A 14,787-nucleotide genomic window follows, 5' to 3' on the forward strand; every position below is an offset into this window, starting at 1 on the left:
CGCGCGGATGATTACAGGTCGGCGTCCACGAACGAGTTGAACCCGCCCGGGCCCTCGAGCGCATCAGGGGAGTACACGCGGTCGATCGCCGCGCGCAGGGCGGGATTGAGCTCGGCCAGCAGGTCGTCGTCGACGTCCCGCAGGTCGATGGCCTCGGGTTCCTGAGCTTCCATGATCTGCCTCCGATCGCCCCGGACCCGCCGGCCGGGGGAAACCGCCCCGGCGGGCCGAAAGGAGTTTCCTCGAACCTATTGACCAACTTCTCGGCGTTGAACCCGCCTGTCCGATTCGTGACACACGAACGGCAGCAACCCTCGACTCCGGTACCCTGTGGCGCCCGTACGACGATGCCGCGTGTCAGTCAGTTTCAGCGCCACCCGCGGTGATCGGCCTGCGCTGGGACGCGAGCCACGCTGTCCAGTGGAGTAGCTGGTCTCGTTCCCGGCGTAAGGACTCGAAGTCGGTCAGGGCGATGTCGAGACGGCCGAAGGCAATTGTGGGCCGAGTGCCGGCACGTAGTGGCTCGGCGAAACAGGCGCTGATGCACTCAGCCGGCCAGGCATCCGGGGAGCCCGAGAAGGGCGGATCGGCTGGTTGCGGCCGAACCGGACGCCGGACAACGCGCGCCCGGCGGCGGTGAGTGGCAGCTCCGGCGTGCCTTCAGATGGATTGAGTGCGACACATCGATCACCCTCCGGTGAGGATGAGCGATGCGCCGCACTCTACGAGGCGTCAGGACTCCAGGCGGAGCCAGATCGCGCCGAGCGGGGGCACCCGCAGCGACACGGAGTAGTCGAAGCCGTGCCACGGCTGGGCGTCTGTGTCGACGCCGCCCAGGTTGCCGACGCCCGAGCCGCCGTAGAGCTCGCTGTCGGTGTTGATCACCTCGGTCCAGCGGCCTGCTCGGGGCAGGCCGATGCGGTACTGCTCGTGCGGCACGGCGGCGAAGTTCACGATGCACGCCAGTGGGGCGCCGTCGGGGGCGAACCGCACGAACGAGAACGTGTTGTGCTGCGAGTCCTCGCTGGTGATCCACCGGAAGCCGCTGGCCTCGGTGTCCTGCGACCAGATCGCCGGTGTCTCCTTGTAGACCCGGTTCAGGTCCTTGACCAGCGACTGCACGCCGCCGAACTGCGGGTCCTCGATCAGCTGCCAGTCGAGGCCGCGTTCCTCGCTCCACTCGCGCAGGTCGCCCAGCTCGGCTCCCATGAAGAGCAGCTGCTTGCCGGTGAAGGCCCACATGAACCCGAGCAGGGCCCGCGTGTTGGCCAGCTTCTGCCACAGGTCGCCGGGCATCTTGCCGGTCAGCGAGCCCTTGCCGTGCACGACCTCGTCGTGGCTGATCGGCAGGATGTAGTTCTCGCTCCAGGCGTACACCGTCGCGAACGTCATCTGGTGGTGGTGCCACTGGCGGTAGATGGGCTCCTTCTCGATGTACGACAGGGTGTCGTTCATCCAGCCCATGTTCCACTTGAAGCCGAACCCGAGGCCGCCCAGGTGGGTGGGGCGGGTGACGCCGGGCCACGCGGTCGACTCCTCGGCCACCGTGACGACGCCGGGGTAGTTCTTGTAGACCGTCGCGTTCATCTCCTGCAGGAAGCTGATCGCGTCGAGGTTCTCCCGGCCGCCGTACTGGTTGGGGGTCCACTCGCCGTCCTTGCGCGAGTAGTCCAGGTAGAGCATCGAGGCCACCGCGTCGACCCGCAGGCCGTCGGCGTGGAACTCCTCGCACCAGTAGAGCGCGTTGGCCACCAGGAAGTTGCGCACCTCCTTGCGGCCGAAGTCGAAGACGTACGTGCCCCAGTCCGGGTGCTCGCCGCGACGCCAGTCGCCGTGCTCGTAGAGCGGGGTGCCGTCGAACCGGGCCAGCGCCCACTCGTCCTTGGGGAAGTGGGCCGGCACCCAGTCCAGGATCACGCCGATGCCGGCCTGGTGCAGCTTGTCGACCAGGTAGCGGAACTCGTCGGGGGTGCCGAAACGCGACGTCGGGGCGTAGTAGCCGGTGACCTGATAGCCCCAGGAGCCGCCGAACGGGTGCTCCATCACGGGCATCAGCTCGACGTGCGTGAAGCCGGTCTCGGTGACGTACTGGACCAGCTGCTCGGCCAGCTCGGTGTAGGACAGGCCGGGGCGCCACGAGCCGAGATGCACCTCGTACGCACTCATCGGCTCCTGATGCCACTGCTTCGTGGCACGCTGGGTCATCCAGTCGTTGTCGGCCCACTCGTACGCGCTCTCGTAGACCACGGAGGCCGTGGCCGGCGGCACCTCGGTGTGCTGGGCCAGCGGGTCGGCGTGCTCACGCCACTGCCCGTCCCGCCCGAGGATCTTGAACTTGTACTTGTTGCCGGCGTGCGCGTCGGGCAGGTAGATCTCCCACACGCCGCTGGAGCCGAGCGAACGCATCGGCCACCCGTCGAACGGGCCCCAGCCGGTGAAGTCGCCGATCACCTGCACACCGCGGGCGCCCGGGGCCCAGACCGCGAAGCCGACACCGGACTCGCGCGGCTGCGCGCCGAGCACCTTCCACAGCTTCTCGTGGCGGCCCTCGCCGATCAGGTGCAGGTCGAGTTCGCCCAGCGTGGGCAGGTGCCGGTACGGGTCGTCGACCACGTCGCCGTCGACGTCGAGCCGGTAGTCGAGCACCAGCCCGGGCACCTCGGCCGCGAAGACGCCGTCGGGGTGGACCTGGGTCATCTCGACGCGCTCGCCCTCGTGGACGAGCGTGACCGCCTTGGCGCCCTTGCGCAGCGTGCGGATCACCGTGTTGCCGCCGCCCGGGTGGGCGCCGAGCACCGAGTGCGGGTCGTGGGTGTCACCGGCCACCACGCTGTTCAGGGCGCGCTGGTCGGCGGCGAGCGAGGAGTCGGAGTGGCCGATCACGAGGGGGAATCTCCTTCGTTGTGGTGGGTCAGCCGACGAGCCGGGCGATGGATCGCAGCGGGATCCGCAGCCATCCGGGCCGGTGCCGGGATTCGTACGCGGCCTCGTAGACCGCCTTGTCCAGCTCGTACGCCGCCAGCAGCGCGCCCTGCTCCCGCGGGTCGCGGCCGGAGACGTTGGCGTAGCCGTCGCAGAACGCCGACCGGTTGCGGTCGACCCATTCGCGGGCCCGCGCCGCCAGGTGCTCGTCGTCGTCCTGGTCGACCAGCAGCTGGTAGGCCGCGTACTCGTAGGACCGGAGCACACCGGCCACGTCGCGCAGCGGCGAGTCGGGCAGCCGGCGTTCGTCGAGCGGGGCCCCCGGCTCGCCCTCGAAGTCGATCAGCAGCCACGCCTCGGGCACCCGCAGCACCTGGCCCAGGTGCAGGTCGCCGTGCACCCGCTGCACCTCGACCGGCTCGCCGGTCAGGGCCCGGAACTGGGCCTCGATCGTCGGCACGTACTGCTGGATCTCGGCCACGGCCTGGGCCGCCTCGCGCAGCCGGGCCAGCATGACGTCGACCGGGAACGCGGACGGGCCCGAACCGAGCGCCTCGGCCAGGTCGGCGTGCACCGACGCGACCGCCTCGCCCAGCCGGTAGGACTCGCCCTGGAAGTCACCGCCCACCTCGTCGGCGCCCATCTCGGCGTCGGCGAACAGGTCACGGGCCGAGGCCGTGGCCATCGCCCACCCCTCGGCCGAGTTCGCCGCGTACTGCGTCACCATGCCCAGCGGGCACGGCTCACCGCTCTCGGTGGTCTCGAACGACCCCAGCAGCCGCGCCACGTGCGGGTTGTTGCGCCGGCCGAGCACCCGGTTGAGCTCGATGTCGGGGTTGATCCCGGCCGACACGCGGCGGAACACCTTGAGGATGGCGTCCTGCTCGAAGATCACGCTGGTGTTGCTCTGCTCGGCGTCGAACACCCGCGGCCACAGCTCGACCGGGAACTCCGCGCCCGGTTCGGGCTCGAAGATGACGTCACCGACCGTGCCCCCGGCCGCGATCAGGGCCAGGAGCTTACGGGCGGCGGCGGTGTCGTAGAGCGCGTCGTAGCCGATGCGCTCGCCGTCGGTGCCTATCGTCGCGACCTCGCTGTACTCCACGATCGGGCCGGAACCCCAGGCCACGACGATCTGGTACCGCTCGGAGCTGCCGTCGGTGTACTCGACGTCGACCAGCACCAGGTCGAGGTTCTCGGCCAGCGTCGTGCTCGACGCCTCCTTGACCGACGACAGGGTGCGGGAACGTCCGGCGTACCACCGCTGCTGCGGCAGCCATTCGGCGAAAGGCAACGTCATTGCTTCTCCTCGGACCCACACAGCTGGAACCAGTAGAAGCCGTGCCCGGGGAGGGTCAGAAGGTACGGCAGCTGGCCGATGCGCGGGAAGTTCACGTGCCCGGTCAGTTCGACGGGGGTGTACCCGTTCCAGTGCTGCAGGTTCAGCTCGATCGGTTGCGGGAAGCGCGACAGGTTGTTGACGCAGAGCACGACGTCGTCGCCGTCCTCACGCAGGTACGCCAGCACCGACGGGTTCGATCCGCCCAGTTCGCGGAAGGTTCCGACGGCGAACGCTTCGTGGCGGCGTCGCACCGCAAGCATGGTACGCGTCCAGTTGAGCAGGGACGTGGAACTGTCCCGCTGGGCCTCGACGTTGACGGCCTGGTAGCCGTACACCGGGTCCTGGTTGGCCGGCAGGTAGAGCCGGCCCGGATGGGCCGTGGAGAACCCGGCGTTGCGGTCGGGAGTCCACTGCATCGGTGTGCGCACACCGTCGCGGTCACCGAGCCAGATGTTGTCGCCCATGCCGATCTCGTCGCCGTAATACAGCACCGGCGAGCCGGGCAGTGACAGCAGCATGGCCGTGAACAGCTCGATCTGGTTGCGGTCGTTCTCCAGCAGCGGAGCCAGCCGGCGCCGGATGCCCACGTTCGCCTTCATCCGCGGGTCCTTGGCGTACTCCGAATACATGTAGTCGCGCTCTTCGTCGGTGACCATTTCGAGCGTGAGCTCGTCGTGGTTGCGCAGGAAGATGCCCCACTGGCAGTTGTCGGGGATGGCCGGCGTCTGCGCCATGATCTCGGAGATCGGGAAGCGGGACTCGCGCCGGACCGCCATGAAGATGCGCGGCATCAGCGGGAAGTGGAACGCCATGTGGCACTCGTCGCCGCCCGCCTTGGGGTCGCCGAAGTACTCCACCACGTCGGCCGGCCACTGGTTGGCCTCGGCCAGCAGCACCCGGCCCGGGAACTCGTCGTCGATCACCTTGCGGCAGTGCTTGAGGAAGGCGTGCGTCTCGGGCAGGTTCTCGCCGTTGGTGCCCTCCCGCTCGTACAGGTAGGGCACGGCGTCCAGCCGGAAACCGTCGATGCCCAGGTCGAGCCAGAAGCGCAGGACGTCGAGCATCGCCTCCTGCACAGCCGGGTTGTCGTAGTTGAGATCGGGCTGGTGCGAGAAGAACCGGTGCCAGAAGAACTGCCGGCGCACCGGGTCGAACGTCCAGTTGGACTCCTCGGTGTCGACGAAGATGACCCGCGCGTCCTGGTACTTCTCGCTGGTGTCGCTCCAGACGTAGAAGTCGCCGTACGGCCCGTCGGGGTCGCGCCGCGACTCCTGGAACCACATGTGCTGGTCGGAGGTGTGGTTCATGACCAGGTCGGTGATGACGCGGATGCCCCGCTTGTGCGCCGCGTCGAGCAGCGCCACGAAGTCCTCGACCGTGCCGAACTCGGGCAGCACGCGGTAGAAGTCGCTGATGTCGTAACCGCCGTCGCGCAGCGGCGACTGGTAGAACGGCGGCAGCCACAGGCAGTCGACGCCGAGCCACTGCAGGTAGTCAAGGCGCTCGATCAGGCCGCGCAGGTCGCCCGAGCCGTCGGTGCCGGAGTCGTAGAACGCCCGGACCAGCACCTCGTAGAAGACGGCGCGCTGGAACCACGTGCGGTCGGCCGGCAGCGCCCGGGCGTGCTCGAAGTCGTCGGCGCTGGGGTGTTCCACCACCCCGTCCTCGACGTGGCTGCCCTCGGCCGGGTCGTGCTCGTCAGCGCCGAGGCCGGCCGCCTCGAGGTCGAGATCGTCTTTCTGGTCCATCAGGTTCCCCACCTACCCACCCGCAGGTACTTGAATCTTTACTTCGGCTCAATCACGAAGATGTGCGCCGGCTCGACGTACGGATCGATCCGCACGGCGTTGTGCTGTCCCCACTCGTACGTGGCCCCGGTGATCTGGTCGGTCACCGTGAACCGGTCGTGCCAGTCCAAACCGAGTGCCGGCATGTCCAGCACCGTGTTGCCCCACTGCACCGTCGTCGAGTCGAAGGTGACCACCACGAGAACCGTGTTTCCGGTGTCGGGGTCACGCTTGGAGAAACAGAGCAGCGCGCCGTTGTCGATCTCGTGGAACTTCAGGTTGCGCAGCCAGTGCAGGGCGGGGTTGTCGTCGCGGATGCGGTTGAGCCGGGTGATGTACGGGGCCAGCGACCGGCCGGACCGCTCGGCGGCCGCCCAGTCCCGCGGCTTGAGCTCGAACTTCTCGTTGTCGATGTACTCTTCGGCGCCCGGCCGCGGCACGTGCTCGAACAGCTCGTACCCGGAGTACATGCCCCATGACGGCGTGAGCATGCTGGCCAGGACGGCCCGAATCTTGAACATCGGCGGGCCGCCGTGCTGCAGCGACTCGTGCAGGATGTCGGGGGTGTTGGGCCAGAAGTTGGGGCGCATCCAGTCGATCGTGGTGAGCAGCGTCTCCATGTACTGCCGCATCTCCCACGCCGTCGTGCGCCAGGTGAAATACGTGTACGACTGGGTGAAGCCGACCTTGCCGAGCCCGTTCATCATCGCGGGCCTGGTGAACGCCTCGGCCAGGAACAGCACCTCGGGGTTCGTCTCCTTGACCTTGGCGATCAGCCACTGCCAGAAGTTGAGCGCCTTGGTGTGCGGGTTGTCGACGCGGAAGACCTTCACGCCGGTGTGCACCCAGTGCATGACGACGCGATAGACCTCCTCGCGCAGCGTCTTGTAGTCGTTGTCCCAGTTGATCGGGTAGATGTCCTGGTATTTCTTGGGCGGGTTCTCCGCGTAGGCGATCGTGCCGTCGGCCCGCCGGGTGAAGAACTCGGGGTTGCTCTTGACCCAGGGGTGGTCGGGGGCGGCCTGCAGCGCCAGGTCCATGGCGATCTCGAGGCCGTGCTCCTCCGCCTTGGCGATGAACGCCTTGAAGTCCTCCAGCGTGCCCAGTTCGGGGTGGATCGCGTCGTGGCCGCCCTCGTCGGAGCCGATGGCCCACGGCGAGCCCACGTCCTGCGGGCGGGCCACGAGCGTGTTGTTGCGGCCCTTGCGGTTGACCTTGCCGATCGGGTGGATCGGGGGCAGGTAGAGGATGTTGAAGCCCATGGCGGCGACGGCCGGGATGCGCTCGGCCGCGGTGACGAACGTGCCGTGCTTGATCGGCGTCGACTCGGGGCCGATCTCGGCGCCCTCGGAGCGGGGGAAGAACTCGTACCAAGCGGAGTAGAGCGCGCGCTTGCGGTCGACCCAGATCGCGTACGACCGGGTGGTGGTGACCAGCTGCCGCACCGGGTGGTGCCAGAGCAGCTCCTCCAGGTCGAGCGCGGGGGAGACCCGGGCGAACAGCGAGCGCTGGTCGTCGCGCAGGGCTGCGGCCGCGTCGCGCACCCGCTCCTCGTCGTGCGCCGGCACGATCTTGGTGGCCAGGTCGAGCACGTCGGCGCCCTCGGCCAGGTCGTTCGCGAGATCCTCCAGGCCCTGCCCGGCGCCGATCTTCTTCACGACGGCGTCGCGCCACGTCCGGTACGGGTCGTCGAAGGCCTCGACGGTGAACGTCCAGCGGCCGACCCGGTCGGGCCGGATCACGCCGTGCCACTGGTCCAGACCAGGCTCGCCGGGGCGCATGCGGGTGAACGGCTCCGACTCGCCGTCGGGGCCACGCCATACCACGTTGACCCCGAGCGCGTTATGACCTTCGCGATAGGACACGGCGGAAACCGGCACGATTTCGCCGACGACGGCCTTGGCCGGGTAACGGCCACAGGACACCGAGGGCGTCACGTCTTCGATGGGAAAGCGACCGGTCATGATCTCCACCGTAATCTTCAAGGGCGCGGGCGGGGGCGGCTAATCCAGACCGCCGTCAGGGCATACTTCTCCGCTGTGGAGGCGCCGCAAACGGCAGCGTGCCGATGCGCTCAACCTACCGGAGTCCGCTCGGTCCGGCGCATCCAGGCGCGGCCTGTCGCCACCGATGAAATCAGCCATTTCCCCGGCGCTTGATGCCTGCCGAATTTGATCATCGGAACGTTACCGGCAGTTTTCCGCCCGTCGGCCCGGCCGACGGGAGCGCCTTGGTTGCCGCGCGGTCCCAACCCGGTGACCCCCCTCAGATCCCCCTCCGCCGCGACCGAGAGGTATCCCGTGACGCGGACCGACCGGGCCGCGCCGGAACGGAGGAGACCTCGTGGCTGGACCGTCTGTCGAGCTGTCGCCCGTCATCGCGGCGAGCACGCACTGGCTCTCGCGTGCCTACCCGGCGGGTAGCCCCGACACGATCGCCCACACCCTGTCGGAGCTGCAGGCCCGGCAGGCCGTGACGGTCGCCGCGTGGCTGCGCTACCCGACGGAGGTCGACGCCGCGCTGGTGGCGATCGCCGGGCCCGGCGGCTCGGCCGTGCTCGACTGGCGCGCCGGCAGCGAGCCCGAGGACGAGGAGGCCGAGGAGGAGGGCTGGCGCACCTGGGTCGACGAGGTCGTGGTCAGCTGGGCCGCCTGCCTGCTGGCCGACCCCGAGCTGGCCCGCCGCGGGGTCGACGCGGTCATCGCCGCGATGCCGTCCGCCGACGACCGGCCGCTGCCCTACCCGCGCAAGAACGGCGCCGCGCCGGCCGAGTTCCGCCGCCTGCTCGAGCCCGACCTGCGCGACCGCGACGCCGCCGTCCTGCTCCGCCACCCCGACCTGCTCGAGCCGGTCGCCGAGATGCACCGCGACACCCTGCTGTATCTGCTCGACGTCGAGCAGCCGCTGGTCGCCTGAAACCGCCGGAACCGGCACCCCCACGTACGGGGGTGCCGGTTTTGCTTTTGGGCGCAACCACTCACTCACGTCGCCGCGGCACGGCGAGCGTTCTGGACGCGTCAGCGGCCAGCTCGTCGTGTCGTGGCCCCCGCGGGAGCGACGGCCGGCACCCACCACCCCGCCGGGACATCCGGTTCTTCTCACAGTCCTTCTCGTAGTTCGCCGCGCAGCTTGGTCAAGGCGCGGGTCAGCAGGCGCGACACGTGCATCTGGGAGATGCCGATGTGGTCGGCGATCTGCGACTGGGTCAGGTTGCCGTAGAAGCGCAGCGTCAGGATCTTCTGCTCGCGCTCGTCGAGCGTGGCCAGCGCCGGCCCGAGCGCGACCCGGGTCTCGGCCAGCTCGAACTCCGCGTCCTCACCGCCGATCGTGTCGCCGAGCGACGTGGTGCCATCGGCGCTGACGGGGGTGGAGAGGGAGGCGGTGTTGTAGGCCCGCGCGCCTTCCAGGCCTTCCAGCACGTCCTCCTCGGTGACGCCCAGGTGGGCGGCGACGTCGGCCACGGTGGGCGAGCGGCCCAGAGTGGTGGTGAGGGTCGCGTTGGCCTCGGTGATCGCCAGGCGCAACTCCTGCAGGCGCCGCGGCACCCGGACCGACCAGGTGCGGTCGCGGAAGTGGCGTTTGATCTCGCCGATGATGGTGGGGATGGCGTAGCCGGCGAAGTCGACGCCGCGTGCCGGGTCGAACTTGTCGACCGCCTTGATCAGGCCGATCGTGGCCGTCTGGACCAGGTCGTCGGTGGGTTCGCCGCGGCCCGCGTAGCGGTGGGCCAAGTGGCGGGCCAGGGGCAACCAGGCCTCGATGGCCTCCTCCCGCAGCCGGGGCCGGTCGGGGTGCTGCGAGAGCGTGACCAGCAGTTCAGAGGCGGTTTCGGGCACCTTCGTACGCACTGTCATGGTCGGGTCCTCCAGAGAGCGGGCAGAGAGCCGTGTCCGCTTGCGGCGACCGTTCAGATGGTTTAACGCTAACTGAGAAGATGAGGCTTGCCCAGCCGAAAGTACGAGGGTCACCCGACAACCCCTCCGACCGGCTCGTGGCGAGGGGATTTAATGTCGGGGCTCCGTGGTAAACAGCGGATGCACACCTGGCACCTCAAGACGGGAAACAAGATGGCCATTCTCGGCATCGACATCGGCGGCTCGGGCGTCAAGGGCGCCCCGGTCGACACGGCCGCGGGCGAGCTGCTCGCCGAGCGGCACCGGGTGCCCACGCCCCAGCCGTCCGACGTCACCAGCGTGGTCGAGGCCGTGGCCGAGGTGGCGGCCCAGTTCGATGGCGGCTTCGACCGGGTCGGCATCACCTTCCCCGGCGTGGTGGTCGACGGCGTCACCCGCTCGGCGGCCAACGTCGACAAGTCCTGGCTCGACGCGCCGGCCGCGCGGCTGTTCAGCGACCGGCTGGGCAAGCCGGTGTCGGTGCTCAACGACGCCGACGCGGCGGGTGTGGCCGAAGTGGCCTACGGTGCCGGCCGCGACCAGTCCGGCCTGATCATGATGCTCACGTTCGGCACCGGTATCGGCAGCGCGCTGTTCCTCGACGGCACGCTGATCCCGAACACCGAGTTCGGCCACCTCGAGCTGGACGGCCACGACGCCGAGTCCAAGGCGGCCGACCGGGCCCGCGAGCAGGAGGATCTGAGCTGGGAGAAGTGGGCGCACCGGGTCCGCAACTACCTGGCCCACGTCGAGATGCTGCTCTCGCCCCGGCTGTTCATCATCGGCGGCGGTGTCAGCAAGAAGGCCGACCGCTGGCTCCCGCTGATCGACATCCGCACCCCGATGGTGCCGGCCACGCTGCTCAACAACGCGGGCATCATCGGCGCCGCGCGGATCGCCGAGATCGACGGCCGGGCGCCCGACCGCGACGGCGTCGCCCCGCACGAGGCCGGCGAGCGGGTGGCCGGCTGATGCCGCGCACGATCGCCACCAACACCGACGTCGAGCGCGAGGCCCTGCTCGAGTTCCTGCGCCCGCGGCACAAGGCCGTCCTGATGACCACCCGCCGCGACGGCCGCCCGCAGGCCTCGCCCAACACGTGCGGCGTCGACACCGAGGGCCGCATCGTCATCTCGACCTACCCCGAGCGGGCCAAGGTCTACAACCTGCGGCGCAACCCGCAGGTCTCGGTGTGCGTGCTCTCCGACGACTTCGGCGGCCCCTGGGTGCAGGTCGACGGCACGGCCGAGGTGCTCGACCTGCCCGAGGCCCTCGAGCCCCTGGTGGAGTATTTCCGCGTCATCTCGGGCGAACACTCCGACTGGGACGAGTATCGCCAGGCCATGCGCGACCAGGGCAAGTCCCTGATCCGCATCACGATCGAGCGCTGGGGCCCGATCGCGACCGGCGGCTTCCCGGCCCGCCTGGCCTGAGCCGTCCTGCGTCCGACGAACCGCCTAGCGCCACTCCGCCAGGCGGTTCGTCGCGATCTTGGCCATGGCCTCGACGTTCTTGCGCTGCGACGACGCGCTCTCGTAGCCGCGCGTGTCGATCAGCGTGACCGCGTCGCCGACCCGCACGGCCGCGATGAAGGTGTGCTGCCGGGAGCCGTTGTTCGAGGGTTCGCCGTCGTCACCGGTCGACGCGTACGAACGGTCGATCAGGATCGACGAATCGCCCAGGCCCAGCGAACCCAGCGAGTCGAACTCGGCTTCCAGGTCACCCAGCTTGCCGGTGGGGCAGTTCTGCACGGCCCGGGCCAGCTCGCTCATGAAGTCCTCGGCGCCCTCACCGCGATAGACGGTCACGGTGTTGAAGAGCGTGTCGTCGGCGATGTAGTCGGCCGGGGTGCCCGGCCCGCGGTAGAACATGCGCACCGACGCGCTGACCCCGACGTCGTCCTGGCTCGGGAACTTGGCCTTGCCGCAGAACTCCGGCCGCGGCTCGGGCTCGTCGTAGCGGTGGAAGTCGCTGACACCCTTGTCGTCCGGGCTGATCAGGGCCCGGGCCGGGATCGACTTCGGGATGGCCGGGGCGTTGCTGGTCGGCGGGGACGAAGGTGGCTTCGTGGTCGCCGGGGCCGAGGTGACCGGCGGGGGCACGACGGACGGGGCGGTGCTCGGCGCGGCGGAGCTCACGGTCGGGCCGGCGCTCGCGGCGGGCGGCAGGGCGGATTTCTGCTGGTTGTCGCCGGCCAGCGCCCAACCCGCGCCGATCGCGGCCACGGCGAGCACCGCGGCGGTGCCGGTCGTCAGGGCGATGCCCCGGTTGTGCCGCCGGCCCGCCTGCCGGCGCAGTTCGGGCCCGGAAAGCAGCAGCCCGCGCTCGGCGTCCGAGGAGAGCGCGGCGAAAGCGTCGTCGACTTCAGCGTTCGGCATCGGTGACCTCCGGGGTCCGGGTGGGGGCGAGGAGCTCGGCCAGCTCGGCCCGGCCACGGCTCAGCCGTGACGTCACCGTGCCGACCGGCGCGCCGATCTCGGCGGCGATGTCGGCCACCGACAGGTCGAAGAGGTAGTGCAGGGCCACCGCCTGCCGCATGGGCACCGCCAGTTTGCGCAGCGCCGCCGTCACCAGCACGGCGTCCTCGCTGGGCGGCGCGACCGGTTCGGGCGGCCCGGCCCGGCGCACCGCGGCCCGCCAGCCGCTGAGCCGCCGCCACCGGTCGGTCGACAGCCGGCCCACGGTCAGCCGCAGCCAGCCCTCCGGCGCCGGGTGCGCGGAGACCGTCCCCCAGCGGCGCCACGCCCGCGTGTACGCCTCCTGCACCACATCCTGAGCCTCGGCGAGATCCCCGGTCAGCGCGTACCCGTAGCGCAACATGCGCGCGGACGTCTCCCGGTAGAACTCGTCGAAGCCGTCCGCATCCCGCATCCCCGCTCCTTGTTTGTGCACCGAAAACGCCCGGCGTAAGGAGAATGCTGCATCCTTTCGAAAGTTTCTTCCCGGATTCGCGCCAGGGCGGCGCCATCAAGATCAAGAGCCTTGTGTCCCAGCGAGGTGGTGGGTGCCGGCCGTCGCTCCCGCGGGGACCCGGCCGGCCCGAGCAGGGCGCTGGCGCGCCCTGAACGCTCGGACCGGCCGGGCGACGTGAGTGAGTGGTTGCGCCCCTCAAAACCCGGGGACAGCGGTGCGGGGTGACGCCCAAAGCAGAGGCCCGGCCTCCACGCGGGGGACCGGGCCTGATGCGGCAGCGCTTACTGGGCGCCGCTGGCTTGCCAGTTGAGCTGGACCAGGAGCTGACGGGCCTGCTCGGCGACCTCGGCGTCGGTGACGACCGCGTACTGGCCGGCCTGGATCGACGAGCGGGAGGCGAAGTCGCGGCGGCCGCCGGTCGCGGCGTGGGCGATCGCACCGAAGACCGCGCCCCAGGCCGCGCCGATCAGCAGGCAGACCAGGATCACGGCGAACCAGCCGGAGTCGCTGAACAGGCCGAACAGCAGGCCCACGAAGAGACCGAACCAGGCCCCGCTGGCCGCGCCGGCCAACGCCGCCCGGCCCGTGGTGAGCCGGCCCAGCACGTTCTCGATCAGGCGCAGGTCGGTGCCGATGATGGCCGTGCGCTCGACCGGGAACTTGTTGTCGGAGAGGGTGTCGACGGCCTTCTGGGCCTGCGCGTAGTCGGGGTAGGTGCCGACCACGACGGTCGGCGCGCCCCCCGCGGCCTGGGTCTGCGCGGGCAGGCTGGGCACGCCGGCCGGACCGGGCGGGATGCCACCGGCGGCGGTCGACGGGTTATCGGCAGGGGTGTTGGGCGTGGTCATTTCGTGCCTCCCTTGACTCGGCGGCCGGCGGGTGCCGGAACGCCGGACTTCTGCAGAGCGGGTTTGGCCGGCTCCAGCGGGGTCTCGGTGACCAGCCGGTCGCCGGCGGCCAGCCGCACCCACACCAGGAAGACGGCGGCCGTGGCGGCGGCGATCGCAGCCGAGCCGGTCAGGAACGCGAACCGGCCCGAGACGAGGTCGGGCATCGAGCGTTCGGACATGGTCACCGCGGCCAGGCCGACCAGCCCGGCCGCGCCGGTCACGGCGCCGATCGTGAGCAGCGGCAGCGTGACCAGGCGGCTGGGCGGCTGGGTGCCGCCGGGGGCGTTCCACCGGCGTACGCGAATGAGGAACACGGCCACGGCGCCCCACGCCGCCGTCACCGCGAGTGCGGCCACCGTGTCGCTGGGCCGGTGCCATTCGGCCCAGACCGTGGCGATCGCGATCACCGAGACGTACGCGAAACCGACGAGGGCCACCATGCCGCGCAGGGCCTGCGGCAGCACGAGGACGACCGCGAACGCCACCGAGGCGGCGGCCGTGGTGTGACCGGACGGGAACGAGTTGGGCATCGCGAAGCCGTCCAGGTCGGGCCGGCCGAGCTGGGTCTTCATCAGCTGCGTGGTCACGTTGGCCCCGACCACCAGCAGCGCCGCGCCCAGGGCGAGGTCGAGCCGGCGGCGCAGCATTCCGAAGACCGCGGCGAACAGGCAGACGAGCACCATGCTGGCCAGGCTGGTGCCGTTGAGCGTGCGCTCCAGCACCTCGACGACCCTCGGATGGTGCACGTCGGCCCCCCGCATGGCGACCGTGTCGACCCGCTGGCCGAGCGTGGTGCCCACGAAGACCTGATAGAGCGCGCCGGCCGCGACCGCGGCGAGCAGCGCGACCCCGATCGGCGCCAGCAGGTGCCGGGCGCCGCGGGGGCGCGCGGGGGTCGCCTGCTGGGGGGACGCCAGGACCGTCGTCATGGGCGGTTCCTTCTGCTGCGGAGGCGGGACAAGGCGCCAAGCGGATTGCCCAGCCGGTCGCTTTTCTAAGCGCGAGAAATCATAAGTCCCACCGGACGCCGCACGACACGT

General features: G+C 70.2%; 13 protein-coding genes. 3 read left to right on the forward strand and 10 right to left on the reverse strand.

The window, feature by feature from the left end:
• Positions 1–11 precede the first annotated feature (11 nt).
• The 5 genes from BKA14_RS02205 to BKA14_RS02225 form a co-directional block, all read right to left on the reverse strand.
• Complete coding sequence (locus BKA14_RS02205; protein ID WP_184949263.1) at positions 12–173, reverse strand: hypothetical protein; 162 nt, start codon at positions 171–173, stop codon at positions 12–14.
• Between the two features lie 559 nt (positions 174–732).
• Positions 733–2,883 carry a 1,4-alpha-glucan branching protein GlgB gene (gene glgB / locus BKA14_RS02210; RefSeq protein ID WP_275412388.1) on the reverse strand — a complete coding sequence of 717 codons (2,151 nt, stop codon included), beginning with the start codon at positions 2,881–2,883 and terminating at the stop codon, positions 733–735.
• 28 nt (positions 2,884–2,911) lie between these two features.
• Positions 2,912–4,222, reverse strand: coding sequence for a maltokinase N-terminal cap-like domain-containing protein (locus tag BKA14_RS02215; RefSeq protein ID WP_184949264.1), 1,311 nt, complete (start codon positions 4,220–4,222; stop codon positions 2,912–2,914).
• Positions 4,219–6,012: a maltose alpha-D-glucosyltransferase gene (gene treS / locus BKA14_RS02220; protein WP_184949265.1), complete on the reverse strand. Its 1,794-nt coding sequence runs from the start codon at positions 6,010–6,012 to the stop codon at positions 4,219–4,221. Before treS ends, BKA14_RS02215 begins: the two co-directional genes overlap by 4 nt.
• A gap of 38 nt (positions 6,013–6,050) precedes the next feature.
• Positions 6,051–8,015 carry an alpha-1,4-glucan--maltose-1-phosphate maltosyltransferase gene (locus BKA14_RS02225; RefSeq protein ID WP_184949266.1) on the reverse strand — a complete coding sequence of 655 codons (1,965 nt, stop codon included), beginning with the start codon at positions 8,013–8,015 and terminating at the stop codon, positions 6,051–6,053.
• A 379-nt stretch (positions 8,016–8,394) separates the two neighbouring features.
• Here BKA14_RS02225 and BKA14_RS02230 point away from each other — a divergent pair, with 379 nt between their 5' ends.
• A complete protein-coding gene (locus BKA14_RS02230; protein WP_184949267.1) occupies positions 8,395–8,967 on the forward strand; it encodes a hypothetical protein in 573 nt (190 codons plus the stop codon).
• A 182-nt stretch (positions 8,968–9,149) separates the two neighbouring features.
• Here the strand turns inward: BKA14_RS02230 and BKA14_RS02235 are convergent, their stop codons facing one another.
• Complete coding sequence (locus BKA14_RS02235; RefSeq protein ID WP_184949268.1) at positions 9,150–9,905, reverse strand: RNA polymerase sigma factor SigF; 756 nt, start codon at positions 9,903–9,905, stop codon at positions 9,150–9,152.
• A 153-nt stretch (positions 9,906–10,058) separates the two neighbouring features.
• Between BKA14_RS02235 and ppgK the strand changes: the two genes are divergently transcribed.
• Together ppgK and BKA14_RS02245 are read left to right on the forward strand one after the other, a co-directional pair.
• Positions 10,059–10,916, forward strand: coding sequence for a polyphosphate--glucose phosphotransferase (gene ppgK / locus BKA14_RS02240; RefSeq protein WP_239092908.1), 858 nt, complete (start codon positions 10,059–10,061; stop codon positions 10,914–10,916).
• Positions 10,916–11,377 carry a PPOX class F420-dependent oxidoreductase gene (locus BKA14_RS02245; RefSeq protein ID WP_184949269.1) on the forward strand — a complete coding sequence of 154 codons (462 nt, stop codon included), beginning with the start codon at positions 10,916–10,918 and terminating at the stop codon, positions 11,375–11,377. Before ppgK ends, BKA14_RS02245 begins: the two co-directional genes overlap by 1 nt.
• Positions 11,378–11,401: 24 nt before the next feature.
• Here the strand turns inward: BKA14_RS02245 and BKA14_RS02250 are convergent, their stop codons facing one another.
• The 4 genes from BKA14_RS02250 to BKA14_RS02265 form a co-directional block, all read right to left on the reverse strand.
• Positions 11,402–12,322 (reverse strand): hypothetical protein, encoded by a 921-nt coding sequence (locus BKA14_RS02250; RefSeq protein WP_184949270.1) that lies wholly within the window; start codon positions 12,320–12,322, stop codon positions 11,402–11,404.
• Complete coding sequence (locus BKA14_RS02255; protein ID WP_184949271.1) at positions 12,309–12,815, reverse strand: SigE family RNA polymerase sigma factor; 507 nt, start codon at positions 12,813–12,815, stop codon at positions 12,309–12,311. The genes BKA14_RS02250 and BKA14_RS02255 overlap by 14 nt, the downstream gene beginning before the upstream one ends.
• Before the next feature lie 323 nt (positions 12,816–13,138).
• The gene (locus tag BKA14_RS02260) at positions 13,139–13,705 is read right to left on the reverse strand and encodes a general stress protein (protein ID WP_184949272.1); all 567 of its coding nucleotides are present in this window, start codon (positions 13,703–13,705) and stop codon (positions 13,139–13,141) included.
• Positions 13,702–14,676, reverse strand: a complete 975-nt coding sequence (locus BKA14_RS02265; RefSeq protein WP_184949273.1) for a phosphatase PAP2 family protein — start codon at positions 14,674–14,676, stop codon at positions 13,702–13,704. Before BKA14_RS02265 ends, BKA14_RS02260 begins: the two co-directional genes overlap by 4 nt.
• Between the last annotated feature and the right edge of the window lie 111 nt (positions 14,677–14,787).

Origin of the sequence: Paractinoplanes abujensis (assembly GCF_014204895.1) — a bacterium.
GTDB lineage: Bacteria > Actinomycetota > Actinomycetes > Mycobacteriales > Micromonosporaceae > Actinoplanes > Actinoplanes abujensis.